Here is a 25,635-nt window from a genome sequence, read left to right as displayed (position 1 = left end):
TATCATCGATGGACGAGAAAACTATTCCATCCGCACAGTGACAAACCGCAGTTCGCCGGTCTTGTTGGCGATCATCAAGAGCGCATTGCGTCGGCCGTCAGCCTTCAGTTCCTCGATCCTCGCCGATACGTCTTCCGGCGTCTTCATCGCTTCCTGACCAATCTCGACGATGACGTCACCAGTAGTGATCCGCCGCTCGGCAGCTGCCGATTGCGGCTGCACGTCCGCGATGACGACCCCGTCGACATCCTCGGATATTCCATAGGTCTTGCGGCTATCTGCATCGAGCACGGCAAGCTTCATCCCGAGCACGACATCGGATGCCGGCAGTTCGGCGGCGGGCGGTTCGGCCTGATCGGTGCCTTCGCCAGCCTGCGGGTTTTTTGCCGCCTCCGCCTCGGCCAGGTTTTCACCGTCTTCGAGACGGCCGAGCGTCACCTTGACGGTCATTTCCTTGCCATCGCGCACGATCACCACGTCGACGGCCTTGCCGACCGGGCTTTCCGCCACGACACGCGGCAAATCGCGCATCTCGACGACATCACGGCCATCGAACTTGAGGATGACATCGCCCGTCTTGATCTCGCCGCCATCAACGGGACCACCCTTGATGATCCCTGCCACCAGCGCGCCCTTGGGCGTGTCCATCTTCAGGCTTTCGGCAATATCACCCGTTACCGGTTGAATGCGCACGCCAAGCCAGCCGCGATGGGTTTCGCCAAATTCCCTAAGCTGTGAGATGACGTTGGACGCAAGCTCCGTCGGAACGGAGAAGCCGATGCCGATCGAGCCGCCGGTGGGCGAAATGATCGCCGTATTGATGCCGATGACCTCACCCTTCATGTTGAAGAGAGGCCCGCCGGAATTGCCCTTGTTGATCGCAGCATCGGTCTGGATGAAATTGTCATAGGGGCCTGCATTGATATTGCGGCCGCGCGCGGAAATGATGCCGACCGTCACCGTGCCGCCAAGGCCAAACGGATTGCCGATCGCCATCACCCAGTCGCCGATGCGCATCTGCTTTGAATCACCGATCGGAACAGCGGCCAGGGGCTTCTTGGGCTCAACCTTCAAGACAGCAAGGTCGGTCTTGGTGTCCGTGCCGATCAGCTTGGCCTTGAGCTTGGAGCCATTGGCGAAATTGATCTCGATATCGTCGGCGCCCTCGATCACATGATTGTTGGTGACGATGATGCCCGAAGGATCGATGACGAAGCCGGAGCCGAGTGAATCGACGGTGCGCTGGCGGCTGCCGCCCTCGCCACCCTTCCCCTTGAAGAATTCATCGAAGAAATCCTGGAACGGCGACCCCTCCGGCACTTTTGGCATCGGCGCCTCGTCGTCGTTCTTCACCTTCTGCGAGGTCGAAATGTTGACGACCGCATCGAGCAGGCCTGCGGCCAGATCAGCAACGGATTCCGGCCCCTGCTGGGTCGGCAGTGGTGCCTTGGTCTGGGCATGTGCCACGGACAGGACCGGCACGGAATTCATCAGCAGAGCAGCACTGGCGGCGAGCGTGACGGACCGGAAGAAGGAAGCGCGGATGGACAAGCCCATGGGGTCCTCTCGATTTGGGAAGGCACGCCGCCATAAGAGCGGCCGGCAGCAAAATGTTCGTCATGCAGCCGCATCACAGCTGCGAGATTGGCTTTCGTCAACCTCTATGCCGTGCAGGGTGGCGTAGAATCTGTTCGAAGATAAGGCGGATTCGGGACGCGTCCAGTCATCTTTTCGTCAGTGGCTCAACGGACGCCTGGGTCAGCCCGTCAATTCATCAGTTCGTGACCATGCGCCTTCAACGCTGCGACAGCCTTGTCGAGGTCGGAGCCGATAATGAAGATGTAATCGGTGCTGAAGGTAGAATTGGCGAAAATGCCGACACCGGCTTCGGAAAGAGGGTTGAGCACGGAGGCAAGAATGCCAGCAACATCGAGGGTGAAATGCTGTTCGATTCGGAAACATCGCCAGCCACCGGACGACTGGATATTCGAGGGAATGCGCGCCGCACGGCACACAAGCGTCATCTCCTCGCGTGAACTCGAGACGGCCCAAAAGCCTGCGCCCGGCAGCCAATCGGGCAGCGGCGTTCCGATGGTCAGTCTTGTGATCGCATATTCCGCGTCCACCAGTCGAATGAGCAATTTATGTGTCATGTCTTATCCTCGCACCAACCAGACAAGTGCGACGCCGATGACGACGGATACGAGCCCGAACAGCCGCAACTGTTGTTCCGGTATATGGGGCAAACGCTTTGCCATTTCCACCAAAACCAAAGGGGCCAGTGCGTACACTAGCCCCTCGATGATCAGGAAAAAAGCAATTCCCGTCAGAAAGTCACTCATTTCGCTGATCAGTTTCCTGCAGCGGGCTGGGTGCTGGACGGATTGGGTGCACCATCCGAACTGTTGAAATAACGGAAGAATTCCGAGTCAGGCGACAAGACAAGCGTCGTGTCCGGGCTGCCGATTGCCTGTTCATAAGCCGTCATCGAGCGGTAGAACTCGAAGAACTTAGGATCACGGGCAAACGCATCGGCAAACACGGAAGTCCGTTCGGCTTCGCCTTCACCGCGCAGAATTTCCGAATCACGCTGCGCTTCGGCAACGAACTCGACAACCTGACGGTCTGCGACGGCGCGGCGGGTCTGACCCTTTTCGTTACCACGGGCACGGATCAGTTCGGCTTCAGCCAGACGTTCCGCCTTCATCCGCTCAAAAGTCTGCTGCGAAACTTCCTGCGTCAGATCGGTGCGCTGAATGCGGACATCCTCGATGTTGAGGCCAAGCGATTCGGCGTCGGTCTTCAGGTCTGACCGAACTTCGCGCATCATCGATGCACGCTCTTCGGACAGTGCCGATTCGAAGCCACGCAGACCGTAGACCCGGCGCAACGACGCGTCGAGACGGGTGCGAAGACGCGATTCGGCCGAGGCACGATCACCGGACACCGTTTCGCGGAAGCGGCGGGCATCGGCGATCTTGTAGACGACGAAAGCGTCGACTTCATAGAACTTGCCGCCCGAGACCTGCACGCGGATATTGTCGAGGTCAAAGCGCAGGGCCTGCTTTTCGACATACTGAACCCGGTCTGCGTCCATGAAGGCGAACGGCAGCTTGAAATAGAGACCCGGCTCGGTCTTGACGTCCTTGATCTGACCGAAGCGCACGACGATAGCCTGCTGACGCTGGTTGACGATGAACACGGAGGAATAGACCGCCATCAGCACGAGCGCGAGGCCGATGAGGATATAAGGAAGACGATTGGTCATTACTGGGCCCCTCCCGACTGCGCGGGCTTGCCGATTTCATTGAGCGGCAGATAAGGCATGACGCCCTGGCCGTTCTTCTCGTCGAGGATGACCTTCTTGGACTTGCCGAGAACGCCTTGCATCGTTTCGAGATAGAGACGCTTGCGCGTCACTTCGGGGGCTTTCGCATAAGCGTCATAGACCGAGATGAAGCGCTGCGCCTCACCCTGTGCTTCCTTGACGACGCGATCCTTGTAAGCGGCCGCTTCTTCGCGCAACTGCGCTGCCTGACCGCGGGCCTTACCCAGCACCTGGTTGGCGTACTGGTTGGCTTCCTCGACGAAGCGGTCTTCATCCTGCTCGGCGCGCTGGACTTCGTCGAACGCATCAGCCACTTCGCGCGGCGGTGCTGCGTCTTCGATCGCGACCGTGTTGACGGAAACGCCGGCACCATAGGTATCCATGGTCGCCTGGATCGTCGTCTTCACGTCGGCTGCGATCGCCTGACGGTTATCACGGAAGATGTCCTGCGCCGGACGGCGGCCAACAACTTCGCGCATGGCGCTTTCGGCAACCTGCTGCAGCGTGTCGGACGGATCCTCGACGTTGAAGAGATAAGCCTTCGGGTCGGTGACGGAAAACAGCACGGAGAACTGGACGTTGACGATGTTCTGGTCGCCAGACAGCATCAAGCCGCTGCCAGCCTGATCGCCGACACCTGCCCTGTTGCCTATATTCTGCTGCTGCTCGGTGATCTTGACCATTTCGACCGTTTCAAGCGGCCAGAAATGATAGTGCAGACCCGGCATGGAAATCTCGTCCTTCGGCTTGCCGAAACGCATTTCGACGCCGCGCTCGTCCGGCTGGACGGTGTAGATCGAGTTCATCAGCACGAAGCCGACGACCAAAAGGCCGATGATCGCGAACACGCCACCATTAAAACCGCCCGGAACCACGCTTTTCAGCTGGTCCTGACCCCGGCGGAAGATTTCCTCGAGATCCGGAGGGCCGCCATTGCCACGGCCACCGCCGCCGCCACGCGGCCGGTTTGGCCCCTGGCCCCAAGGACCCTTGTTATCACCGCCGCCGCCGCCCCAAGGACCACCGCCGCCGCCGTTCTGATTGCTCCAGGGCATTCATACCTCTTCTATAGAAAAAATTCCGAGATCAATGCCCCGCGGACAAGCCGCAGGCCATGATGTGAATCCGTTATAGGTATGTCCAGAACCGCTTTCAACGCGATGCATCCAACTTCACCGTAAATCCGGCAAAATAGTTAGCATTGCTCAGCGTTTACGGCGCCAAGTCGAGAAATGCATGGCGTGGCTGTCTTTTTCGCCCTGCGGCAAGGGTTCATCGACGATCTTGTCAAAGGCGGAAGGATCGATAGCAGGAAACCGGGTATCACCATCAACCTCGGCGGCCACCGTCGTGACGTGCAGGGTATCGGCCAAGCCGATCGCCTGACGGTAGATCTCGCCGCCACCAATCACGCAGACCTCATCGACACCAAGATCAGCAGCCAGCCGGCGTGCTTCACCAAGCGCCGCGTCAAGCGATTGAACGACAGTCGCTCCCTCCGCCGTGAAAAGTGCGTCGCGGCTAATGACGATATTGGGACGGCCTGGAAGCGGCCGGCCGATCGAGGCCCAGGTCTTTCGGCCCATGATCACAGGTTTTCCAAGCGTCAGCGCCTTGAAGCGCTTGAGGTCGCTCGGCAAATGCCATGGCAAACCGCCATCCCTGCCGATCACGCCATTGGCGGACACGGCGACGACGATGCTTAGTTTCGGCTCAGTCATGAAATCCATCCGGCTTGGCATCAATGGCACGGGCGCGGGCAAGCGCCGGACGTGCGATCATCGACTGAATATATTGATCGACCACCGGACTGTCCGGCAACAATTTGCGCATCCATGTCAACGCACTGACCAGCAGGAGATCGACGGCACTGACCGTATTGCCGAGCAGAAAAGGTTGCTTCGTCAATGTCTCGACCACATGCATGCACATGTCCTCGTACACTTTCAAAAGAGCCGGATTGCCGGCGGAAACGCCGGACAGGAAGGCGCTTCCGGCCGGTTCTATCACGCCGGCATAATAGGCAAGCCAGGACAGATAGGCACCGCGATCAGCATGTCCCGGCGGACGGCCGAGTTCAGACTGCGGATAGAGTTCGACCAAATACTGGGTGACGGCGGTGGACTCGGTGACCAGGGCACCATTGTGCAGAAGGGCCGGAACCTGTTTGTGCGGATGCGGATTGTTCTCGTCTGGTCCGCCCGAGCCATCCCAGCGGCGAATGGAGACATAGCGGATCTCATACTCGGCGCCCAGTTCCTCAAGCAACCAGATAATGCGCGACGAGCGTGACTGCGGCGCATGGATCAACGTCAGCATGGGGTCCTCCTCGACCATTCAACCTCAGGTCATCCTGTCCGGTGACAGTGTCATCATTGCGGTTACACCGCAACCGGCGCCTTGATATGTGAATCGGGTTGGTAGCCGACGAGCTCAAAGTCTTCAAAACGAAAGGAAAACAGGTCCTTCACATCCGGATTAATGACCATCTTCGGCAGTACCTTCGGCGTGCGTGACAGTTGCTCGCGCACCTGATCGAAATGGTTGTGATAGATGTGCGTATCGCCGAACGTATGGACGAAATCACCCGGCTGAAGGCCGCAGACCTGCGCCACCATCAGGGTCAAAAGCGCATAGGAAGCGATATTGAAGGGCACACCGAGGAACACGTCACCAGACCGCTGATAGAGCTGGCAGGACAGCTTGCCGTCGGACACATAGAACTGGAACAGGCAGTGGCAGGGCGGCAGCGCCATCTCGTCGATCAAAGCCGGGTTCCAGGCCGAGACGATATGCCGGCGTGAATTCGGGTTTTTCTTCAAGCCCTCGACTAGGGCGACGATCTGATCGAGATGACGGCCGTCATGGGTCGGCCAGGAGCGCCACTGATAGCCGTAAACCGGCCCAAGATCGCCGTTCGCGTCAGCCCATTCGTCCCAGATATGGACGCCATTGTCCTTGAGATAGGCGACATTGGTGTCGCCTTTCAGGAACCAGAGCAACTCGTGGATAATTGACTTGAGATGCAGCTTCTTGGTCGTCAGGACCGGAAATCCATCGGCCAGATTGAAACGCATCTGATGACCGAAGACCGAACGTGTACCAGTGCCCGTGCGGTCGCCGCGGTCTGAGCCGGTCTCCATCACATGACGCAAAAGGTCGAGATACTGTTTCATAGGGTCCGCCGCCGATTCGTTTTGCGCTAAAATAAGCGCAAGGCGGCGGCGAACCAATCGGTAAATCCCGGGTTTCCCCAAGCGACTTCAAAAGGCACGAACGATCAGAGCGTCGCGAGCTTGCCGAGGTGTTTTGCCACCAGGTAGTAGAAGGTCACGCGGGACTTCGAACGGTCGCCCGCCATCGTCTTGGCAACCGCATCAACGGCTGCGTCGGCGTCCGCTCCGGTAACACCAAGCTTTTTGCCGCACCATTTCTCCTTGACCCTGTCGAGTTCTGTTGGATCAGAGGCGGAGACGAGCGAGGAATCCTTGTTGCGCAATGCGATACCCAGATGCTTGACGATCTTGGTCACAACGGCCTCGTCGGCGGCGCTATCGTACTTTTTCACATCTGCGAGATAATCCGTCATGGTGTCTCCTCACACGGGTTTGGCTTCACGCCGCGCAGCTTTCCTGATGAAAGATGCGCAACACAAGTTTTTTCACGCTTGACGAGCATGTCAAGAGCCATCCGGCCCGGATGAGCGCAAAGACCCGATTGTATTTTCGAAAAGGCCCTTTTCTTGGCGCAGTTTAGGACCTATATGACAGTTGCCGTCTTCGGACGGATATGGCGATAAACAGGCGATGAAATAAGCCTATTGGACCCGGGGGCGGTACCCGGCGCCTCCACCAAAAACCGGTCAGTGACGACCAATCTGTCGAATTTGGCAGACCGGCTTTTGATGGGGGCGAAATAGGATCGACAAGGGTGTAAAGATCGACTTTTTGCTCGGCATTGTACCACCGTTATCGGGCTAAACTTGTAGTTGCAAATGACAACTATGCGGAAGCTCGTCTCGCTGCTTAATCGCAGTGTGACACTTCAAATCAAGTCCTAAGGGGTCGCACCTTTGGGCGGGGTTCGGAGGTACCTGGCAACAGAAACCTCCACTTCTCCCATCTTTGCCCTACCCTCTCCCCATCGACGCCGCCTTCTCGGTTGCCTTGAAATGGTCTATAGATGATGCAAATGACTCGTATGTCAGGACTTTCCTGCGTACAGAGCAAATGGCATAAGTGTGACAGAGTTGAGTTACAAGAAAGACGGGGATCTTATGGGCCAAGACCATATCCGCTACGACATTCTGGCGCAGGATGCGCTTCGCAGCGTCATTCGCAAGGTCCTGATCGAAGTCGCAGCCACCGGTGCCCTTCCCGGCGACCATCATTTCTTCATTACGTTTCTGACTGGCGCACCGGGCGTGCGCATTTCCCAGCACCTCAAGTCCAAATATGCCGAGCAGATGACAATCGTGGTACAGCACCAGTTCTGGGACCTGAAGGTCACCGAAACGCTGTTCGAGATCGGTCTGTCGTTTTCCGATACGCCGGAAAAGCTGGTCATCCCGTTCAACGCTATTCGCGGCTTCTACGACCCGTCTGTCAATTTCGAGCTTGAGTTCGACGTCGCTGCCTTCGACGAGGAAGCGACTGCCGAAATCACCGCCTATCCGGTTTCGGTCGCAACGGCGGAAAAGTCTGAGGAGCAGGATACCGAAGCCAGCGCCAAGACCGGCGATGACGGCAAGAAAGAAGGCGGCTCGGTGGTTTCACTGGATTCCTTCCGCAAGAAGAACTGAAAACCCAACTTCGGACAGGCTCATCATGACCGGCGACGTCGTCAATCTCCGTCAGTTCCGCAAACAGAAGGCGCGGACGGAGAAGGACATGACGGCGGATCAGAACCGGATTTCCTTCGGGCGGACGAAGGCCGAAAAGCAGCTGACCAAGACGATCAACGACAAGGCCAGCAAAGCGCTCGACCAGGGAAGGCGCGAAACACCGGCTGACACGGACGACGCGGAATAAACGCCTTCGCCCGAAAACCAGCAATTCTTTTTAAAATCAACAGATAAGCCAAATTTCCGGAATCACTTTCAGACAAAGATGATTCATTTTCTGAGGCGCATTGTGATCCGCAAGCATTCGGCGACGCTGCATGGCCACCGCACCAGCTTTTCGCTGGAGGAGCCGTTCTGGCAGGAGTTGAAGACGATTGCCGATACGCGCCAGATCCCGCTTGCGCAGCTCATTGCCGAGATCGATGATGGACGGCCAGCCGGCAGCAATCTTTCTTCGGCGCTCAGGGTTCATGTCCTGACCTGGATCAAAACCAGCAAGATTTAAGAACGGTATACGTTCTGCCTTAGGGCATTCGAAGGGTTTACTGCGGCCGCACACCCGGCAAAGCTTCAAAATCAAGGCCTTGCTGCGGGGTCTGGATAACCGGAGGCTGCTGTGCCGTGCCTTGCTGTGGTGCGCCGAGTTCTTCGCGCCGGATCACATCACCGGTAGGATCGAACGGCAACAGGTTCTGGCTTTTCTGTTCATCTGCCTTCCGGGCCGCATCCTCTGCCGCTTTAGCGGCAGAGGCGTCATCAGCGGCCTTCTTGTCGGCCACCGCCTTGGCGTCCGCCTCAGCCTTCAGCCGCACCGCCTCTTTCGCAGCCGATTCGCGCCGACGCTGCTCCTCGACAGCCCGCAGGCGTGCCGCCTCGCGCTCGACCGCATTGGCCTTGTAGAGCGTCAGTTCGCGGCGCAGCCGCTGTTTTTCAAGCACGTTTGCCTGCAGCGTCTCGACACGGCGGCGCTCGCGCTCGAAAGCCCTGAGCGACAGGAAATTCGACAGATCAGTGGCGTCGAACGTCATGCCCGGCGAATGCAGAAGCCCTGCATAGTCCAGGCTCACCTGCGCTTCAGCGCCGGTGAGCGCTTCCTCGCCCGGGCGGAAATCGACGGTAACGCCAGCTGTCATCCGTTCGTCGGGAAAGCTGATTTCCAGATTTCCGGAAAGATTGGCAGCAGCATCACCCGCAGTAACATTTTGAGCCCGCAGGGTGCCGCCTGCAATGCTGAATGGTACCGTCACGGCGCCCAAAGCCGTCTGCCCGGAAAGCACCACCTTCTCGGCCACCGGCGTTACCGAAGCCGGTGTGATATCGCCTTGGATGCGGTCTGCAGCTAACATGACATCCGGCAGTGCGGCGGTGTTCAGGCCATGCACGATCGTGTCGCGCAGCGTCGCCGTCCCAGAGCCGCTTGCCGATTCAGCCATCGCCTGCGCCGTCTTGCCGGACGCCTCGACGGCAAGCGTCAGGTCGAATTTTCCCTCGGCAACGGCCGCGCCGCCGGTTTTCCAGACCGCAGCCGCCAGGTCGCCATCCTTGAGGTCGAGCCGTGTCTGGAAGAAGCCAGAGCCATCGCCATTGCCAAGCAGCAAGCGCCCCTCGATCTTGCCGCCCAGCCAGTCGCCGGCGATCGTGTCTATCGAAATCTGGTCACCCTTCCAGGCAAGTTTTCCTGACATGCCGGAAACCGCGCCGTAGACGCCTGGCCAGAATTGCTTGGCGGAGACATCGACGGCCACATCGAACCCGCTCCAGGCAGGCTGAACCACAGGCGAGGCAGACAATTCTCCGCTAACCGAATCCTGCACGGTACCAAGGATACCCTCGCCGACCCAAGCCATATCCAGCGTATCGAGTGCAATCTGTCCTGTCGCCTTGCCCGGCGTTTTCCGGTCGATCGCAAACGTGCCGGAAAATGCGTTACCGTCCGCCTTGCCGTCGATTGCCGACAGGGTCACGGCATCGGCCGTGGTAACAATATCCGCCTTCAGCGCCAGCGGCAGGCCGGTCCCCATCTGCGGCAGACCGATCCCCTGCAACAGCAGGAACGGCTCGAAATCCCGGCTTTCGAGCGATATTTTCGATTGACCGGACAGAAAATTATCACGCGACAGATCGATATCGCCATTGGCCGAAAGGGCTGTGCGCGCCGTCGTGAAGGTCAGGTCGGCATTGGCCTTCTGGCCATCGACGCCCTGCAGCTTCAGCGACAGGATAGCATTCTCATCCGCATCGAACGGCAAGGGATCAAAACCGACTTGGCCGAGCAGGACCGGCGCCGACGGATTTTCCATCGTGGCTTCCAAAAGAATACCCTGCCCGGCAAGCGCCTGCGCGATATCGGGCGCCTGATAGTTGGCAGCGATCTTGGTGCCATTGGCCGAGCCGATAATACCGAATGTCACCGGCGCCTTGCCGTCCTGGCTGCCGGCAGAGAGCGTCAAGTCCAACGCCGCGTTGCTATAATAGGGTCCGCTCTTTACCAGCCGCTCCAGCGCCGGGTGCGCTTCGGCATGACGCTCGATCATCTTGAGGAATGGAGTGAGGTCCGGTGACGCCAGTTTCATCTTGGCCGAAATCACTGGCGCGGCCATTTCGCCGCTCATTCGTCCCGACAAGGCAAGCTGCGTGCCTGCAATATTGCCGATCGATACGCGTTCGGCTTGCAGCTGGCCGTTCTTCAAGGTCGCTACCAGCTGCACATCGCTGGCATCCTCGCCGAAAGCGGAGAATTTATCCGCCGAAAGGTCCGCCGCGATCGTGTGCGACAGAAGCGTCGCGATGGAGGCATCTCCCGCCACCAGTCCGGCCAGCGCCTGCAGCGCTTCCAGATCGATACTGTTGCCGTTGAGCTGCAATGACAGGTTTGGCGGTGCACCCTCCGGTGCCTGCCGCTCGATACGGCCGCGCAGCACGGCGGGACCAGCTGCCACCTCCAGCCGCTCAAACTGCTGCAATGTATCCGTGAGGTTCACCGTCGCCGAAAACCCTGCAGTCTTCAGTTTGCGGATGGCTGGATCGACAGAGCCTGCAAGCCAGGTGGCCAGCCCCGAAGGCTGATTGGACGCAACCAGCATCTCGCCGCGAAACGCGCGCAGCCCGGTCAGCTGCAGCCGCCCCTTGGCTTCGAATTGCGTGCGGCCGGGCAGTTGAGCAACCGCATTATCGACCATCCAGCCGGCCCCGTCGGGCCGCAGATCGAGGCGCACATCGCGAACGGTGGTGTCGCCGATGACGATTGCCGGCAGCTTGAGGCTCGCCCGTCCCGGCACCTGCGGGATCGGAATGTCGGCAGCGATCGCCATGATTGCCGCCAGCCGCTGCCGCACCGAAATCGCGGGATCGCGGCCGGTCTTGCCGGCAGCGCCAGCATTACCGATGCGGCTGACATCGATCTGCTGACCATCGGCCAGAAGCAGGAATTCCTGCTCCTTGCCGGTGTCGAGCGTCGCCTCACCGGTGACCAGATACGGGTCGTCCTTGGGGCCGATCTCCAGGCGGTAATCGGGAACACGAATGCGCTCATTGGTCAGCTCGAAACCGCCTGTCACCCGCAGTGCCGCAGATTGATCCTGCGACTTCTGCGCTTCGGCCGGTTTGTTCTCCGTCAGGGTGAACTTACCCTGATAGACGGGCTTGAAATCGACGATCTTCAGGTCACCGTCGAGTTCGACGCCGAAGGGCCGCTTGTCCGGCGTCAGCCGCGACCGCAAGCCGAGCGTGCCGGTTTCGTCTGCCTCGCCGCTGGAAAAAGCAAAGCTGCCGGCTTCGCCGTCGAGCGCCGCACGGCCTTCCATTTTCCAAGGACCGGCAAGGGAGCGGGCCGAAAGATCTGCCTCAAGCCCGGTGACGCGCCGGGTGCGCCCCGTCTGTTCATCGATGAAATCGATCTGGCCGCCAGTGATGGCGACATTTTCGAGGATCACGGTCTTGGTCGGAATGGAGGCCTTGCGGCCCCGCGCCCAGTCGAGCGTGCCGTCCGGCAACAACCGGATTTTCGCCTTGGGTTGCTCCAGCCGCATGTCGAAAATCAACGCTTCGCCGGACAGGAACGGCGCCAGTTCGGCATCCATAGAGAAATGCTCGACCTGGATCAGGGGTTCGCCGGTTTCGGACTGGCCAACACGGACGTCATTGAGCGTCACCGAAGGAAAGGGAATGAGGCGAGCATCGACGCTCCCATGGACAACCACCGGCTTGCCCATGATCTGGCTTGCCTCGCGCTCGAAATCCTTGCGGAAGTCGGTCCAGTCGACGAACATCGGCGCGATCAGCGCGGCAAACAACGCCACGACCAGAAGACCACCGACAAAAACCAGAATTCGCGAAAGCACCAGTTGAAAGCCCTATCCCATTCGACCGCCGAAGATAGCGCCCTTATGGGCGTCTACCACTCCTTACCATCCACCCATCATTTTCACATGGCAAAAATCTTGCCGGGATTGAAGATGTTACCGGGATCGAGCGCCCGCTTCACCTGCCGCATCAAATCCAGCGCATCGCCAAGCTCATCCTCAAGAAACGGCATCTTGCCCTGGCCGATACCATGCTCGCCAGTGCAGGTCCCATCCATGGCCAGCGCCCGGGCATTCAACCGTGCGACAAAAGCTTCCGCCTTGGCAATATCGGCGTCGTCCTTGTCGTCAAACAAAAGGCCGACATGGAAATTGCCATCGCCCGCATGACCGACAATCGGTGCGATCAAATCATGTGCTGCAATATCCTCGTGCGTCGCCTCCACGCAGTCGGCAAGCCGCGAGATCGGCACGCAAACATCGGTGGAAAGGATCGCCAGGCCCGGTGCCAGGCTCTTCTGCGCCCAATAGGCGTTGTGCCGCGCCTTCCAAAGCGCATTGCGCTCCTCGGTATTGGCGGTCCATTTGAATTCGGAACTGCCGAATTCTGCGGCAATCTCGGCAAACTGCTTCGATTGCAGCGCGACACTTTCGGCATTGCCATGAAATTCGACGAACAGCGTCGGCGCTTCGGGAAAGGTCAAACCCGAATAGGCGTTGCTCGCCTTCATCTGCAGGGCGTCGAGCAGCTCGATACGCGCCACCGGAATGCCCGACTGGATGGTGAGGATCACCGTATTGCAGGCGTCGCCCACCGACGGAAACGAGCAGACGCCGCCGGCGATCAGTTCGGGAATGCCCTGCAGTTTCAGAGTAATCGACGTCAGGATACCGAGTGTTCCCTCCGCGCCGACGAACAGACGGGTGAGATCGTAACCGGCCGATGACTTCTTCGCACGATGCGCAGTGCGGATTTCCTTGCCCCCTGCGGTGACTGCCGTCACTGCCAGCACATTATCCTTCATCGTACCATAGCGCACCGCATTGGTGCCCGAAGCGCGGGTGGAGGCCATACCGCCGATTGAGGCGTTGGCACCTGGATCGATCGGAAAGAACAGGCCGGTATCGCGCAGATAGACGTTCAGCGCCTCCCGCGTGATCCCCGGCTGGACCGTACAGTCAAAATCGCTGGCATTGACTTCAAGCACCTTGTCCATGCGGCTCATATCGACGCTGATGCCGCCATGCGGGGCGTTGACGTGACCTTCCAGTGACGAGCCGGTCCCGAAGGCGATCAACGGGACGCCGTGCTCGCTGGCAATGGCGACGATCGCCTCGACCTCGGCAGAACTTTCCGGAAAAACGACGCCGTCGGGCAGCTGAGCAGGAATATAGGTGGTCGTATGGGCGTGCTGGGCGCGGATGGCTTCGCCGGTCTGGAATCGATCACCGAACCGCTCACTCATCAGCTGTAAGGCTGCTTTAATGCCGGTTTCGTTGCGGTTACCCGCCTTGATCGCCTTCAGCGCCATATCTCTTCCCCGAACGATCGCTCAACATCGCGGAAATTCTTAGATTTCAACGCTCTACTGTGCAAATCGGAATCACTTTGTCCAGAACCTCATCCGCTACCTAGCGGGTTTAGCAAAGAATTGCGACAAAGTGAGACAGTCCGGACACAGGGAAGAAATAGCCTATGCACCGCTGTGATGGAGAATAGAGAAAGTGGCGGCGAACGCCCGGTCGCCGCCGAGCCAGTTATTCTGCAGCTTCAGCCAGCTGCAACGTCTCAGCATGCTGCATCTCGTTCTGCAGCCGCCGCTCCTCATCGATTTGCGGCTTGGTAAAGCGGGCAATGACCAGATACGCGACGGGCGTGAGGTAGAGCGTTACCACGGTTGCAAGCCCGAGACCGCCAACCAGCACCCAGCCGAGCGCAACGCGGGCCTCGGCACCGGCCCCGCTCGCCAGCACCAGAGGCACCGCGCCGGTAATCGTGGCGATCATCGTCATCATCACCGGGCGCAGACGAATATTCGCCGCGTTTTCGATCGCCGAGCGCAGGTCCTCTCCGCGATCGCGCAGCTGGTTGGCAAACTCGACGATCAGGATGCCGTTCTTCGCCATGATGCCGACCAGAAGCACCAGCCCGATCTGGCTGTAGATATTGAGTGTATTGCCGGTGAGCAGCATGGCAAACACGGCGCAGGCAAGCCCGAGCGGCACCGTCGACATGATGATCAGGCCGCTGACGATACTTTCGAACTGCGCCGCCAGCACCAGGAAGATGATGACGAGGGCAAAGCCGAAGGTGACGAACATGCCGTTGGCGTTCTCGTCCAGGGTCGCAGCCTCGGCGAGCGGCACCACACGCGATCCCGGCGGCAACAAGGGTTCGGCCATCTGCTCGACCATGGTCAGCGCATCGCCGAGCGCGATGCCGGAGGTGAGGCCAGCCGACAGCGAAACGGAGCGAAGTTGCTGCTCGCGCGACAATTGCGGCGCAACGGCTTTTTCCTCGACCATAGCAATGGTCGACATTGGCACGATCTTGCCATCGCCGGTTTTCAGGAAAATATTCTGCAGGTCGGTGGGATCATTGACCGGATTGGTCGTCGACAACAGCTTGACCGGATAGGATTCGCCATCGACATAGACGTCGAGCACGCTGTTGCCGTCAAGCATTGCCTGCAGCGCTGCCGACAGGCCGACGATATCGATGCCGAGATCAGATGCCCGTTCGCGGTCGATCGTCACCGACAGCTGTGCCTGGTTGGCCTCATAGTTCAGGCGGACATTTTCGAAGCGGCCGCTGTCTTCCATCTGCCGCACCAGCTTTGAGGCGGCATCGCCGAGTTTCGCATAGTCGTTGCCAACCAGCGCCACCTGCAGACCGTTGCCTGCACCGCGAATGCCAAGACTGTTTGGCTGGATCGGAAAGGCGCGGATCGAGGGGATATTCGCCGTTATCTTGGTGATATCGGCAGAGATCTGCTGTTGGGTGCGGCCGCGGTCGCTCCAGGGCGCCAGCGTCAGCACCATAAAGCCGGTATTGACCGACCCGCCCTGGCCGGACACGGAGAAGACATTGGCGATCTCGCCATTGTCGACCAACGGCTTCAGACCATCCTCGACCCGGCGCATCTGGGCCTGGGTATATTCCAGTGACACCCCCTGTGGTGCCTGGATCCGCACCATGATGCGCGACCGGTCTTCGGTCGGTGTCAACTCGGACTTCAGCAGCGTGAAGGCGCCGCCACCCGCGGCCGTCACCATGATGGCGACCATGAAAACGATCAGCGGTGAATTGAGGCACGCCCGCAATGTCCGCTTGTAAAACGCAGCGGCGAACGCACCGATCCGGCCCATGAAGCCGGTGTGACCATGGTTCTCGGCATGGGGTTTCAGCATGCGCGACGCCAGCATCGGGCAGAGCGTCAGCGACACGAAGGCAGACAACAGAATAGCGAAGGCCAGCACGAAGCCGAACTCGCGGAACAGCCCGCCTGTCTGCCCCGGCAGGAACGACAGCGGTACGAACACCGCAGCCAGCGTCGCTGTCGTGGCAATAACGGCGAAAAATACCTCGAGTGTGCCGTGCACGGCAGCAGCACGCGGCCCCATGCCCTCGCTTCGCCGTCGCACGATGTTTTCCAGCACCACGATCGCGTCGTCCACCACCAGCCCCGTCGCCAGAACGATGGCGAGAAGTGTGAGGATGTTGATCGAGAAACCGGCCATGTAGATCGCCGCGCAGGTGCCGATCAGCGCGATGGGCATGGTCAGGGTCGGAATGAGTGTTGCCCGCCAATCGAGCAGAAACATGTAAATGACCAAGGTAACGATCAGCACCGAGGCGACCAGTGCGATCTCGACCTCGTGGATGGCGCCTTCGATGAACACCGCGTCATCGCTGGTAACCTTGAGCTGCGTTCCTTTCGGCAGGATTTCGGCAATGGTGGTCACAGCCTTCTTCACGCCCTCGGAAATATCGAGCGTGTTGGACTGCGCTTGCCGGATGATACCAAGGCCGATGCCCTGACGCCCGTCCGAGCGCAGCGATGACGTGCCGATATCCGGACCAAGCGTCACGGTCGCGATATCGCCAAGACGCACATTGTTGCCAAGGATGAGATTTTCGAACTGTTCCGGTGTCTGCAGGTCGGCGGTGGCCCGCACCGAAATATCCTGGTTGGCGCTGGTCAGCGAGCCCGCCGGCACATCGAGCGAGGCGCTGGCAAGGCCGGTGCGCAAATTGGCAACCGTCAGGCCCCGGCTGGCAAGCTTCGACTGGTTGATGTCGATCCGGAAGATTTTTTCCTGGTCGCCGTTGATCTGCACGTCGGCAACGCCCTCGACGGCAGCCAGCCGGTCGGTCACGTCATTTTCGGCCAGAAGGGTCAGGTCTTCCATCGACAACGTATCGGATGTCAACGCCAGCCGCATGATCGGCTGGCTGTCGGCATCGGCCTTGACGATGCGCGGTTCGTCGGCGTCATCTGGCAACTGGTTGCTGACGCGGCCGAGCGCATCGCGGATATCGTTGGAAGCCTGGCCAATATCGGTCGTATCGGAAAACTGCAGCGTGACGCGGCTCTGCGCGTATTGCGACGTCGAGGAAATATCCTTGATGCCCTGCACACGCGAAACGGCCCCCTCGATGACCGAGGTCAGTTCGCGGTCCACCGTTTCCGGCGAGGCGCCGTCGAACTGTGTGTTGACCGAAACCACCGGCTGGTCGACCTGCGGCAATTCGCGGATTTCGATGCCGTTCAATGCCGCCAGACCCGCGACGATGATGAGCGTGTTGACGACCAGCGCAAAGATCGGCCGACGGATAAAAAGTGCTGTGAAGCCGGCTGCGCCGCCGGAACCCTTGTGCCCGGAACCGCCGCTCATTTCGCGGCCTCCGCCTCGGAAACCTTCTGTTCCGTATCAGCCTGCTGCGGTTTCTGCTTCTGCTGGCGCGGCTCTCCGGCAAGGCGTACTGCGCCGCCGTCACGCAGCCGCTGCACGCCTTCGATCACCACGGCATCGCCCTTGGCAAGTTCTGCGTCCACCAGCACCTTGTCGGAATTGCGCTGGATGATCTTGACCGGAACCCGCTGCGATTTTTCCTCTTCGACGCGCCAGACGAAGGAGCCGTCGGCGCTCCACTGGATCGCCAGCGGATTGACGGTGGGATAGTTGTCGCCAGGAAACCGTACGGAGACGGCAAACGACATGCCAGCCCGCAGCGTATCATTGGGATTGTCGATCCGCGCCCGGACCCGCAGCGTCCGGCTGGCCTGATCGACACGGTTGTCGATAGCATCGATGACGCCGGACAGTTCCGAGGTCGGCAGCGCGATTGCGTTAGCCGAAACCTCCTGGCCGACGGAAATCTTGGTGGAAAACCGTTCCGGCACCCAGAAATCGACAAGAATCTGCGAACGGTCATCGACCACGGCAATCGGCGTCGAGGTGGTGATGTAATCGCCTGGATTGGCGGTGATGATGCCGACGATGCCGCCGGAAGGAGCCGCGATATCGCGGCGTTTCAGGTCCAGCTCCGCCGTCTGCAGTGCCAACTGGGCAGCCTGCATGGCAAATTCCGCCTCGCGCAGGATGGCAACCGAAACGGCATTGCCGAGCTTGCGATTGCGCTCGACCTTTTCCTGGGCGCTATCGACCGCTACCTTGGCTTGAGCTGCGGCAATCTTCTGCTCGTCGCTGTCAAGTTTGGCAATGACCTGCCCCTTTTCGATACGGTCTCCGGATTTCACCAGGATTTCCGTCAGATTTCCGACAGCAAGCGGTGTCACTGCGACCGACACGATGGCCTCGCCGTTACCGATCGCGTTCAACCTGTCGTTCACAACAGCAGTATCGGACGGCTGTGTGACGACAAGCGGCGCGCCGCCGCCTTGGCCGCGCCCGCTCTGTCCCTGTCCCTGATTTTGACCTTTCCCGCCACCATCCTTGGCAGCATCCGCAGGCTTTGCAGCATAGGCAACCAGTTGATCCGGAACGCCAATCTTCGCCAGCATCGCGCCGGCACCCGGCACGAAGCGAACCCAGACGCCAAGGCCGACGACAAGAATGATCAGACAGATCAAAAGCTGCTTCCAAAGCCGCATGCAAAACTCCAAATTGATTAAGCAGGCTTCGGCCTTTCTGGCGCACGAACCCCGATATTGCGGCAACTATCTCTTTTTGCTGCACTGCAGGCAATGCTTGAATGCCATCATTACGCAATTGTAACAAAAGCCCTTTTTCGTTCGTCTGGCCGTCCCGTCGCTCGACAAGACGCTGTGCCGCCCATAACTTCGGCTCATCGGAGGAACCCATGAGCACCATCGCAAAACACCAGGACCCGGAATCCAATCCCCGCGTCAAAGCCGTCTTCGACGACATCCGCGCCACCCGCAAATCCGACTTCATCAACAACATGTGGCACTATCTCGCCTTCGATGCCGATCTGCTCGAAAAGACCTGGGCCGAGGTGAAAGCCGTGATGGCCGCGCCATCCGCACTCGATCCGCTCGTCAAAGAAATGCTCTATATCGCCGTCTCCGTCACCAATGGCTGCGGATACTGCGCTCATTCGCATACGGCTGCCGCCAAGGCCAAGGGTATGACGGCCGAACAGCACGCCGATCTGCTGCGCGTCATTGCGCTTGCCGCCAAGACCAACCAGCTGGCGACCGCCCTGCAGGTCCCCGTCGATCCGGCCTTTGATGCTGATCATCGGCCCTGATCGCGGCAGAAAAGCGAATGTCTCCACAAAGAAGCTGGACTTGATGGAATAAAAGCAGAACGGAATTCTGGCCTTTCGGCTCCGAATCACTACATTGAGCCGCATGAGCAATGGTTTTGACGATATTCCCTTCTTCGACGAGGAGCCGGCACCCCGCGCTCCGCGTGGCGGAAGCCCGCAACCAGCACCGCCTGCCCCTACCGGCAGCAGTAGCCCGGCGCCGGTCAGTGGCATCGCCGCGCGCGCCATGGCGGCCCGCGACCAGCACCGGATGCCGGACTATCTTTCCGGTCTCAACCCGGAACAGCGCGAAGCCGTAGAAACCATCGACGGTCCGGTTCTGGTGCTTGCCGGCGCCGGCACCGGCAAAACCCGCGTGCTCACCACCCGCATCGCCCATATCCTTGCATCGGGCCGCGCCTTCCCCTCCCAGATACTCGCCGTCACCTTCACCAACAAGGCGGCCCGCGAGATGAAGGAGCGCGTCGGCATCCTCGTCGGCGGTGCCGTCGAGGGCATGCCGTGGATGGGCACCTTCCACTCGATCGGCGTCAAGCTTCTGCGCCGCCATGCCGAACTGGTTGGCCTCAAATCTTCTTTCACCATTCTCGACACCGACGACGTCGTGCGCCTGGTCAAGCAGTTGATCCAGGCCGATGGTATCGACGACAAGCGCTGGCCCGCCAAGCAGTTCGCCCAGATGATCGACGGCTGGAAGAACAAGGGCCTCGGCCCTGCCGAAATCCCCGAAGGGGACGCCCGCTCTTTCGCCAATGGCAAGGGCCGCGAACTCTACGCCGCCTATCAGGCACGGCTGATGACGCTGAACGCCTGCGATTTCGGCGATCTCCTGCTGCATCCGATCCGCATGTTCCGCCTCAATCCGGATGTGCTGCGCGAATATCACGACAAGTTCCGCTATATCCTCGTCGATGAGTATCAGGACACCAACACCGCGCAGTACATGTGGCTCAGGCTGCTTGCCCAGCGGCCGAAGGGAACCCCTCAAAATGTCTGCTGCGTCGGCGACGACGACCAGTCGATCTATGGCTGGCGCGGTGCCGAAGTCGACAACATCCTGCGCTTCGACAAGGATTTTCCCGGCGCCAAGGTGATCAAGCTGGAGCGCAACTATCGCTCCACCGAACACATTCTCGGTGCTGCCGGCCATCTGATCGCCCATAACGAAGGCCGCCTCGGCAAGACGCTGTTCACAGACCGCGTCGATCCCAACGACGACAAGGTGCAGGTCCACGCCGCCTGGGATTCAGAAGAAGAAGCTCGCGCTGTCGGCGAAGAGATCGAGCAGCTGCAGCGCACAAAACATCCGCTCAACAACATGGCGATCCTGGTGCGCGCCTCCTTCCAGATGCGCGAGTTCGAAGACCGCTTCGTCACGCTTGGCCTCAATTACCGAGTCATCGGCGGCCCGCGCTTCTATGAGCGCCTCGAAATTCGCGATGCGCTGGCCTATTTCCGCCTCGTCTGCCAGCCGGCCGACGACCTCGCCTTCGAGCGCATCGTCAATACTCCGAAGCGCGGTCTTGGCGACACCACGGTGCGCGCCCTGCACGACTATGCCCGCAAGCGCGATACACCGATGTTGGCAGCGTCTGCCGATATCATCGAAACCGACGAAATGAAGCCCAAGCCGCGCAAGTCGCTGTTCGATGTCGTATCGATGTTCCAGCGCTGGCAGGGGCTGCTCGAAAACACACCACATACCGAGCTTGCCGAGACCATTCTCGAAGAATCCGGCTATACGGACATGTGGAAGAACGACAAATCGGCTGAGGCACCCGGACGGCTGGAAAACCTGAAGGAACTGATCCGCTCGATGGAACAGTTCGAGAGCATGCGCGGCTTCCTCGAACACATCGCGCTGGTGATGGATGTCGAGCAGAACGCCGAGCTTGACGCCGTCTCGATCATGACGCTGCATTCGGCCAAGGGCCTGGAATTCGAAACCGTCTTCCTGCCCGGCTGGGAAGAAGGCCTGTTTCCGCACCAGCGGGCGCTGGACGAAGGCGGCCGCTCTGGTCTGGAGGAAGAACGCCGCCTCGCCTATGTCGGCCTGACGCGCGCCAAACGCCGCTGCCACATCTGGTTCGTCTCCAACCGCCGCATCCACGGCCTGTGGCAATCCACCCTGCCCTCGCGCTTCCTTGACGAACTGCCGACGGCCCATGTCGAAGTCTCGGAAGCCGAACAATCCTATGGCGGCTACAATCGCGGCGGCTACGGGCAATCGCGCTTCGACAAGCAGGAGCCATTCGCCAACACCTATTCCACCCCCGGCTGGAAACGCGCCCAGGCCAACAAGACCGACGCCACCCGCGACAACTGGGGCAACCGCTCCGGCGTCTCGATCGAACGCATCGGTTATGGTGAAAGCGGCCCGAAGGCCCGCACCATCGACGGCGAACTGATCGCCAAATCAAAGATCGACGAACCCTCGAAATTCTCGGTCGGCGACCGCGTGTTCCACATCAAGTTCGGCAACGGCAATATTGCCGGGATCGAAGGCAACAAGCTGACGATCGATTTTGACCGGGCTGGGCAGAAGCGGGTGTTGGACGGGTTTGTCGAGAAGGTGTGAGATCGGTTCGGCCTGCGAGTGGATCCTCGGGTCGAACCCGAGGGTGACGACCTTGCGTGACAGGCAGAGCGGGATGAGAGAACTCCTCCGGGAAAAGCGCAAAGCCAGCACTCGTCCTTGAGCGGTCGCTCGTCCGTCATCCCCGGGCTTGCCCCGAGGATACACATTGGCGGGCACGATCCCAAACCGCCCTCACCTCTTGTAAGACAGGGCAGCCCTCGAAAGCCAGCAGTAACTCGCCTAATGCGCGCTCATCCGCCCTGGCTGTGCCACGACCGGCACCTCGTTACCCTGAGCGTCAAACAACTTGCCGCCCTGAAAATAGTCGCCGTCGTGCAGTTCGGAAATATCCTGGTAGCGCAGGCTGCGCTCCGTCCCCGCCACGAACACCGATTGCTGGTCCGAATTTCCCGTCCTGAAATGGTTGAACAGCAGGTTGAGCGAGATCGCCATGATCGCCGAGGATGAGATGCCGGAATGGAAGATCGTCTCGAACCAGGCCGGGAAGTGATGGTAGAATTGCGGCGCGGCGATCGGGATCATGCCGAAGCCAAGCGAGGTGGCAACGATGATCAGGTTCATGTTGTTGCCGTAGTCGACTTTTGATAGCGACCGGATCCCGCTGGCAGCCACCGTGCCGAACAGCACGATGCCGGCGCCGCCGAGAACCGATGGCGGAATAGCGGCAATCACCCGCCCCATCACCGGCAACAGGCCGAGCGTCACCAGGATGAGACCACCGGCCGCGACGACGTAGCGGCTCTTTACCCCCGTCACCGCCACCAGCCCGACATTCTGGGCAAAGGCGCTCTGTGTGAAAGATCCGAAAACCGGCGCGATCAGGCTCGACAGCATGTCGGCGCGCAAGCCGTTGCCGAGCCGCTTGGAATCCACCTTCGTCTCGATGATTTCCCCGACGGCAAGAATATCGGCCGAGGTTTCGACGAGGATGACCATCACAACAATCAGCATCGAGATGACGGCTGCCAGATGAAATACCGGCAAACCAAAATGAAACAGCGATGGCAGGGCAACCAACGGCCCTTCTCCGACCTTGGAAAAATCAGCCATGCCGAAGAACACGGCAGCAATCGTTCCAATGATCATTGCCAGCAGGATCGACAGCCGGGAAATCGAGGCATTTCCGACCTTGCTCAGCAAAAGCACGATCACCAGCGTCAGCGCCGCAAGCCCGATATTGGCTACGCTGCCGAAATCCGGGGCACTGCGGTTGCCGCCCATCGCCCAGTTGGCGGCCACCGGCATCAGCGTCAGCCCGATCGTGGTGATGACGATACCGTTGACCAAGGGCGGGAAGAATTTTGTAATTCGCGACAGGACCGGTGTGATCAGCAAGCCGACAAACGAGGCAACCATAACCGCACCGAGCACCGCAGGCAGCCCGCCCGCTTCGCCGCCACCACTGAGGATCGCCACGATCGTCGCAACGCTCGCAAAGGAAACACCCTGCACCAAAGGCAGCTGGCAACCGAAGAACGGCAAGCCGATCGTCTGGAGAAGCGTTGCAAGACCGCCAGCAAACAGCGATGCGGTGATCAGAAGGCCGATCTCGGCCGGCGAAAGACCGGCGGCCTGGCCAACGATCAGCGGCACGGCGACAATGCCGCCATACATGGTCAGCACATGCTGAAGCCCATAGACCGCAGTCGCACCTGCACCCAGCCGCTCATCTTCCGGCCGGATCACCTGCGCCGTTTCAACATTCCTCTGCAGCAAAACCACTCCTCCCAGAACACGTTCATGCTTCCATGCATTTCTCCCGAATGCATGTCTTGGAACCATAGCGGGCTGCCGATTTTTGACTGTATGCGTTTTTTTTGAAAGTGTTTTTGCGTTTAGAACGAAACGGCCCGCCACATTGGCGATTTTTGAACGCCCTGTACCGGCTCGAAAAACACCTGCGGACGGGCGGGAGAAAGCCCTACGCCGTATTCCGCACGTCACCCAGGATCAATTCCGCCGCCGACACTGTCATGTTGCGCCCCCCGGCCTTTGCGTTCAAGAGCGCAGCATCTGCCCGCGTCAGCAATGTCGGCACTGTGCCGCCCGCAGGAGCCGATGACACGCCAATGGAAACGGCGACCGAACCCAGGATACGGCCGCGATGCGACAGGGGCGCTGTTGCGATCTTGGTCCTCAGCTGTTCGGCAAACTCGAAACCGGCCGCCTCGGTCATCCCGGGCAAAAGCACCGTGAACTCCTCACCGCCGAAGCGGTAGGCGCTGCCTGCCTCGCCCACCGCGTCGATGACGATCTGCGCCACATACTGCATGACGACATCACCTGCATCATGGCCGAACTCGTCGTTGAAGCGCTTGAAATGGTCGATGTCGATCATCAGGCAGACGAGCGGATTTGCAGCCTCCTCGCGGGCGTGTCTGTTCAGGGTCTCGTCCAGCCAACGCCTGTTGTACAACCCCGTCAGCGCATCACGCACGGCAAGATGGGTCAGCTTTTCGCGCAATTGCAGATTGGCGACGGCCAGACCGATGTTTTCGGCAATCAGCTCCAGATAAAGGCGCGAGGTTTCGACCTCTGCAAGTGCCTCGGACCGTTCTTCGAAATAGAGAAGCCCGATCGTGTCGCCCTGCGCGGTCAGCGGCACGCAAAGACCGGCAGAGTTGCTGTCAGCGAGATGCTGGCAGGCAATGTCGCTCTGGCCGCGATTGCTCAGATGCGGGCGGCCGCGCCGCAATCCCCAGCAGGCACTGGAGGCAAAGGATTCGGCTGATTTCTGCGGCTCGAGCCAGCTGCCGACAGTCGCTAGCAATGTCCTGCTCTCGTTGAGGACATAGAGATGGCCGGCAAGATTGGGAAATATCTGCGGTGCAAACCGCGCCACCACATCGGCCAGTTCGCCCTGTGTCTGGCAAGCCTGCAGCCGGTGCATCATCTGCAGGATCAAATCCTTGGTCTGTTGATCGAGCCTACGCTCCGCATCCAGCCTGTCACGCTCCAGCCCGTTGGCTCGGAAAATATGGATGGCTTCATTCATCTCGCCGATTTCATCGCGCCGCTGATCCAGCGGAACTTCCACGGCATAATCCTGCTTTGCCAACCGCGTGACGATGCCGGTCATGTGCATCAGAGGCATGGCAATGCGCCGCCTCAGCACGAAATAAAGAACGCCGAGGAATAGCGCCGCCGTCAGCCCCAGCATCGTCTTGGCGACAACACCGAACCAATCGCTACGCAATCGCGCATCAATCAACGCAGCGCCGGTACGGGCAGCGGTCAGATCGCGGAAGCGCCCGACACTATCAAGCAGGTCCGTCTGCAGGCGTTCGTGTTCTGCACCAAAGAGCGCTTGCTGTGCCGCCGTCCGGTCCCCGTTCCGATAGGTGTCGATTGCGGCAGCCTCGATCTTGTCCAGCGCCTCGGCATCCTGCTCGACCTCTGCAAGTGCTGCCAGTTCGGTGGATGAAGCCCCTTGAGCCTTGGCATTCTTGATGGCCGCCTCGCGACGGTGCTCCTCGCCTTCCCTGACATGGAACGCTTCCAGATGACGTTCTTCACCGCGCATGACATAGAGACGGGCTTCGTCGGTTCGCTCTTCGGCTCCGAGCGCCAGTTCCTCCGCGAGCGTATCGAACGCCAGATGTTCTTCAACCGCCAGACGCTCCTCATTGGCGCTGTTGGTCGACAGGATAAACGCACCACCCGAAAGCGCTGTCAGCACGACCGTAACAGCGTAGGCCCAATTCGTGATCGCATTGATTCGCATAAAAGCCGCCAGTTAAGAGTGTAAAACGGGCTTAAAGCACAGTGCCTGCAGTGGCAATTCCCAATACTTGCGCGTGGTGA

The 25,635-nt window shown here is 59.8% G+C and carries 20 protein-coding genes and 1 other RNA gene; 6 read left to right on the top strand and 15 right to left on the bottom strand.

Features of this window, described 5'->3' with window-relative positions; translation table 11 throughout:
* Positions 1 to 21: 21 nt before the first annotated feature.
* The 9 genes from R6X40_RS03595 to R6X40_RS03555 form a co-directional block, all read right to left on the bottom strand.
* Positions 22 to 1,557 carry a Do family serine endopeptidase gene (locus R6X40_RS03595; RefSeq protein WP_412178310.1) on the bottom strand — a complete coding sequence of 512 codons (1,536 nt, stop codon included), beginning with the start codon at positions 1,555 to 1,557 and terminating at the stop codon, positions 22 to 24.
* A gap of 209 nt (positions 1,558 to 1,766) precedes the next feature.
* The gene (locus R6X40_RS03590; protein WP_318411001.1) at positions 1,767 to 2,153 is read right to left on the bottom strand and encodes an ACT domain-containing protein; all 387 of its coding nucleotides are present in this window, start codon (positions 2,151 to 2,153) and stop codon (positions 1,767 to 1,769) included.
* 3 nt (positions 2,154 to 2,156) lie between these two features.
* Positions 2,157 to 2,342 (bottom strand): DUF2065 domain-containing protein, encoded by a 186-nt coding sequence (locus R6X40_RS03585; RefSeq protein WP_318411000.1) that lies wholly within the window; start codon positions 2,340 to 2,342, stop codon positions 2,157 to 2,159.
* Between the two features lie 8 nt (positions 2,343 to 2,350).
* The gene (locus R6X40_RS03580; protein ID WP_318410998.1) at positions 2,351 to 3,268 is read right to left on the bottom strand and encodes a protease modulator HflC; all 918 of its coding nucleotides are present in this window, start codon (positions 3,266 to 3,268) and stop codon (positions 2,351 to 2,353) included.
* The gene (hflK, locus tag R6X40_RS03575; RefSeq protein ID WP_318410995.1) at positions 3,268 to 4,383 is read right to left on the bottom strand and encodes an FtsH protease activity modulator HflK; all 1,116 of its coding nucleotides are present in this window, start codon (positions 4,381 to 4,383) and stop codon (positions 3,268 to 3,270) included. Before hflK ends, R6X40_RS03580 begins: the two co-directional genes overlap by 1 nt.
* Before the next feature lie 150 nt (positions 4,384 to 4,533).
* Complete coding sequence (locus R6X40_RS03570) at positions 4,534 to 5,049, bottom strand: dihydrofolate reductase (protein ID WP_318410994.1); 516 nt, start codon at positions 5,047 to 5,049, stop codon at positions 4,534 to 4,536.
* Positions 5,042 to 5,647: a glutathione S-transferase gene (locus R6X40_RS03565; RefSeq protein ID WP_318410993.1), complete on the bottom strand. Its 606-nt coding sequence runs from the start codon at positions 5,645 to 5,647 to the stop codon at positions 5,042 to 5,044. The genes R6X40_RS03570 and R6X40_RS03565 overlap by 8 nt, the downstream gene beginning before the upstream one ends.
* 62 nt (positions 5,648 to 5,709) lie before the next feature.
* Positions 5,710 to 6,504, bottom strand: coding sequence for a thymidylate synthase (locus R6X40_RS03560; RefSeq protein ID WP_318410991.1), 795 nt, complete (start codon positions 6,502 to 6,504; stop codon positions 5,710 to 5,712).
* Positions 6,505 to 6,608: 104 nt separating this feature from the next.
* Positions 6,609 to 6,917: a DUF2853 family protein gene (locus R6X40_RS03555; protein ID WP_318410990.1), complete on the bottom strand. Its 309-nt coding sequence runs from the start codon at positions 6,915 to 6,917 to the stop codon at positions 6,609 to 6,611.
* A gap of 144 nt (positions 6,918 to 7,061) precedes the next feature.
* On the opposite strand from R6X40_RS03555, the gene ssrA reads away from it, so the two are divergent.
* The 4 genes from ssrA (at position 7,062) to R6X40_RS03535 (ending at position 8,676) form a co-directional block, all read left to right on the top strand.
* Positions 7,062 to 7,442, top strand: a transfer-messenger RNA (tmRNA) gene (gene ssrA / locus R6X40_RS03550).
* Positions 7,443 to 7,604: 162 nt separating this feature from the next.
* Positions 7,605 to 8,129: an SspB family protein gene (locus R6X40_RS03545; RefSeq protein ID WP_318410989.1), complete on the top strand. Its 525-nt coding sequence runs from the start codon at positions 7,605 to 7,607 to the stop codon at positions 8,127 to 8,129.
* 25 nt (positions 8,130 to 8,154) lie between these two features.
* Complete coding sequence (locus R6X40_RS03540) at positions 8,155 to 8,358, top strand: DUF4169 family protein (protein ID WP_318410988.1); 204 nt, start codon at positions 8,155 to 8,157, stop codon at positions 8,356 to 8,358.
* Between the two features lie 102 nt (positions 8,359 to 8,460).
* Complete coding sequence (locus R6X40_RS03535) at positions 8,461 to 8,676, top strand: ribbon-helix-helix domain-containing protein (protein ID WP_318411314.1); 216 nt, start codon at positions 8,461 to 8,463, stop codon at positions 8,674 to 8,676.
* Positions 8,677 to 8,713: 37 nt separating this feature from the next.
* Here the strand turns inward: R6X40_RS03535 and R6X40_RS03530 are convergent, their stop codons facing one another.
* The 4 genes from R6X40_RS03530 to R6X40_RS03515 form a co-directional block, all read right to left on the bottom strand.
* The gene (locus R6X40_RS03530; protein ID WP_318410986.1) at positions 8,714 to 12,511 is read right to left on the bottom strand and encodes an AsmA-like C-terminal region-containing protein; all 3,798 of its coding nucleotides are present in this window, start codon (positions 12,509 to 12,511) and stop codon (positions 8,714 to 8,716) included.
* Positions 12,512 to 12,594: 83 nt separating this feature from the next.
* A complete protein-coding gene (locus R6X40_RS03525) occupies positions 12,595 to 14,004 on the bottom strand; it encodes an FAD-binding oxidoreductase (RefSeq protein WP_318410984.1) in 1,410 nt (469 codons plus the stop codon).
* Between the two features lie 226 nt (positions 14,005 to 14,230).
* Positions 14,231 to 17,371, bottom strand: a complete 3,141-nt coding sequence (locus R6X40_RS03520) for an efflux RND transporter permease subunit (RefSeq protein WP_318410983.1) — start codon at positions 17,369 to 17,371, stop codon at positions 14,231 to 14,233.
* Complete coding sequence (locus tag R6X40_RS03515) at positions 17,368 to 18,591, bottom strand: efflux RND transporter periplasmic adaptor subunit (RefSeq protein ID WP_318410981.1); 1,224 nt, start codon at positions 18,589 to 18,591, stop codon at positions 17,368 to 17,370. The genes R6X40_RS03520 and R6X40_RS03515 overlap by 4 nt, the downstream gene beginning before the upstream one ends.
* Positions 18,592 to 18,800: 209 nt before the next feature.
* Here R6X40_RS03515 and R6X40_RS03510 point away from each other — a divergent pair, with 209 nt between their 5' ends.
* Both R6X40_RS03510 and R6X40_RS03505 read left to right on the top strand, forming a co-directional pair.
* Positions 18,801 to 19,211, top strand: a complete 411-nt coding sequence (locus tag R6X40_RS03510) for a carboxymuconolactone decarboxylase family protein (RefSeq protein WP_318410980.1) — start codon at positions 18,801 to 18,803, stop codon at positions 19,209 to 19,211.
* A gap of 103 nt (positions 19,212 to 19,314) precedes the next feature.
* Entirely contained in the window at positions 19,315 to 21,810 is a 2,496-nt protein-coding gene (locus tag R6X40_RS03505) for an ATP-dependent helicase (RefSeq protein ID WP_318410978.1), read from the top strand.
* A 240-nt stretch (positions 21,811 to 22,050) separates the two neighbouring features.
* Here R6X40_RS03505 and R6X40_RS03500 read toward each other — a convergent pair whose 3' ends face one another.
* Both R6X40_RS03500 and R6X40_RS03495 read right to left on the bottom strand, forming a co-directional pair.
* Entirely contained in the window at positions 22,051 to 23,547 is a 1,497-nt protein-coding gene (locus R6X40_RS03500) for a nucleobase:cation symporter-2 family protein (RefSeq protein ID WP_318410976.1), read from the bottom strand.
* Positions 23,548 to 23,752: 205 nt separating this feature from the next.
* Positions 23,753 to 25,555 carry a diguanylate cyclase gene (locus tag R6X40_RS03495; RefSeq protein WP_318410975.1) on the bottom strand — a complete coding sequence of 601 codons (1,803 nt, stop codon included), beginning with the start codon at positions 25,553 to 25,555 and terminating at the stop codon, positions 23,753 to 23,755.
* Positions 25,556 to 25,635: the final 80 nt, after the last annotated feature.

Source organism: Rhizobium sp. PL01, from assembly GCF_033447125.1.
GTDB lineage: Bacteria > Pseudomonadota > Alphaproteobacteria > Rhizobiales > Rhizobiaceae > Pararhizobium.
This window is presented reverse-complemented; position numbering and strand designations above follow the sequence as displayed.

Excerpts from the sequence above, each read along its gene's own strand:
- R6X40_RS03560 (WP_318410991.1), bottom strand. The coding sequence starts at position 6,504 with ATGAAACAGTATCTCGACCTTTTGCGTCATGTGATGGAGACCGGCTCA.
- hflK (WP_318410995.1), bottom strand. The coding sequence starts at position 4,383 with ATGCCCTGGAGCAATCAGAACGGCGGCGGCGGTGGTCCTTGGGGCGGC.
- R6X40_RS03565 (WP_318410993.1), bottom strand. The coding sequence starts at position 5,647 with ATGCTGACGTTGATCCATGCGCCGCAGTCACGCTCGTCGCGCATTATC.
- R6X40_RS03505 (WP_318410978.1), top strand. The coding sequence starts at position 19,315 with ATGAGCAATGGTTTTGACGATATTCCCTTCTTCGACGAGGAGCCGGCA.
- R6X40_RS03555 (WP_318410990.1), bottom strand. The coding sequence starts at position 6,917 with ATGACGGATTATCTCGCAGATGTGAAAAAGTACGATAGCGCCGCCGAC.
- R6X40_RS03495 (WP_318410975.1), bottom strand. The coding sequence starts at position 25,555 with ATGCGAATCAATGCGATCACGAATTGGGCCTACGCTGTTACGGTCGTG.
- R6X40_RS03515 (WP_318410981.1), bottom strand. The coding sequence starts at position 18,591 with ATGCGGCTTTGGAAGCAGCTTTTGATCTGTCTGATCATTCTTGTCGTC.
- R6X40_RS03520 (WP_318410983.1), bottom strand. The coding sequence starts at position 17,371 with ATGAGCGGCGGTTCCGGGCACAAGGGTTCCGGCGGCGCAGCCGGCTTC.
- R6X40_RS03540 (WP_318410988.1), top strand. The coding sequence starts at position 8,155 with ATGACCGGCGACGTCGTCAATCTCCGTCAGTTCCGCAAACAGAAGGCG.
- R6X40_RS03525 (WP_318410984.1), bottom strand. The coding sequence starts at position 14,004 with ATGGCGCTGAAGGCGATCAAGGCGGGTAACCGCAACGAAACCGGCATT.
- R6X40_RS03595 (WP_412178310.1), bottom strand. The coding sequence starts at position 1,557 with ATGGGCTTGTCCATCCGCGCTTCCTTCTTCCGGTCCGTCACGCTCGCC.
- R6X40_RS03510 (WP_318410980.1), top strand. The coding sequence starts at position 18,801 with ATGAGCACCATCGCAAAACACCAGGACCCGGAATCCAATCCCCGCGTC.
- R6X40_RS03585 (WP_318411000.1), bottom strand. The coding sequence starts at position 2,342 with ATGAGTGACTTTCTGACGGGAATTGCTTTTTTCCTGATCATCGAGGGG.
- R6X40_RS03590 (WP_318411001.1), bottom strand. The coding sequence starts at position 2,153 with ATGACACATAAATTGCTCATTCGACTGGTGGACGCGGAATATGCGATC.
- R6X40_RS03545 (WP_318410989.1), top strand. The coding sequence starts at position 7,605 with ATGGGCCAAGACCATATCCGCTACGACATTCTGGCGCAGGATGCGCTT.
- R6X40_RS03570 (WP_318410994.1), bottom strand. The coding sequence starts at position 5,049 with ATGACTGAGCCGAAACTAAGCATCGTCGTCGCCGTGTCCGCCAATGGC.
- R6X40_RS03580 (WP_318410998.1), bottom strand. The coding sequence starts at position 3,268 with ATGACCAATCGTCTTCCTTATATCCTCATCGGCCTCGCGCTCGTGCTG.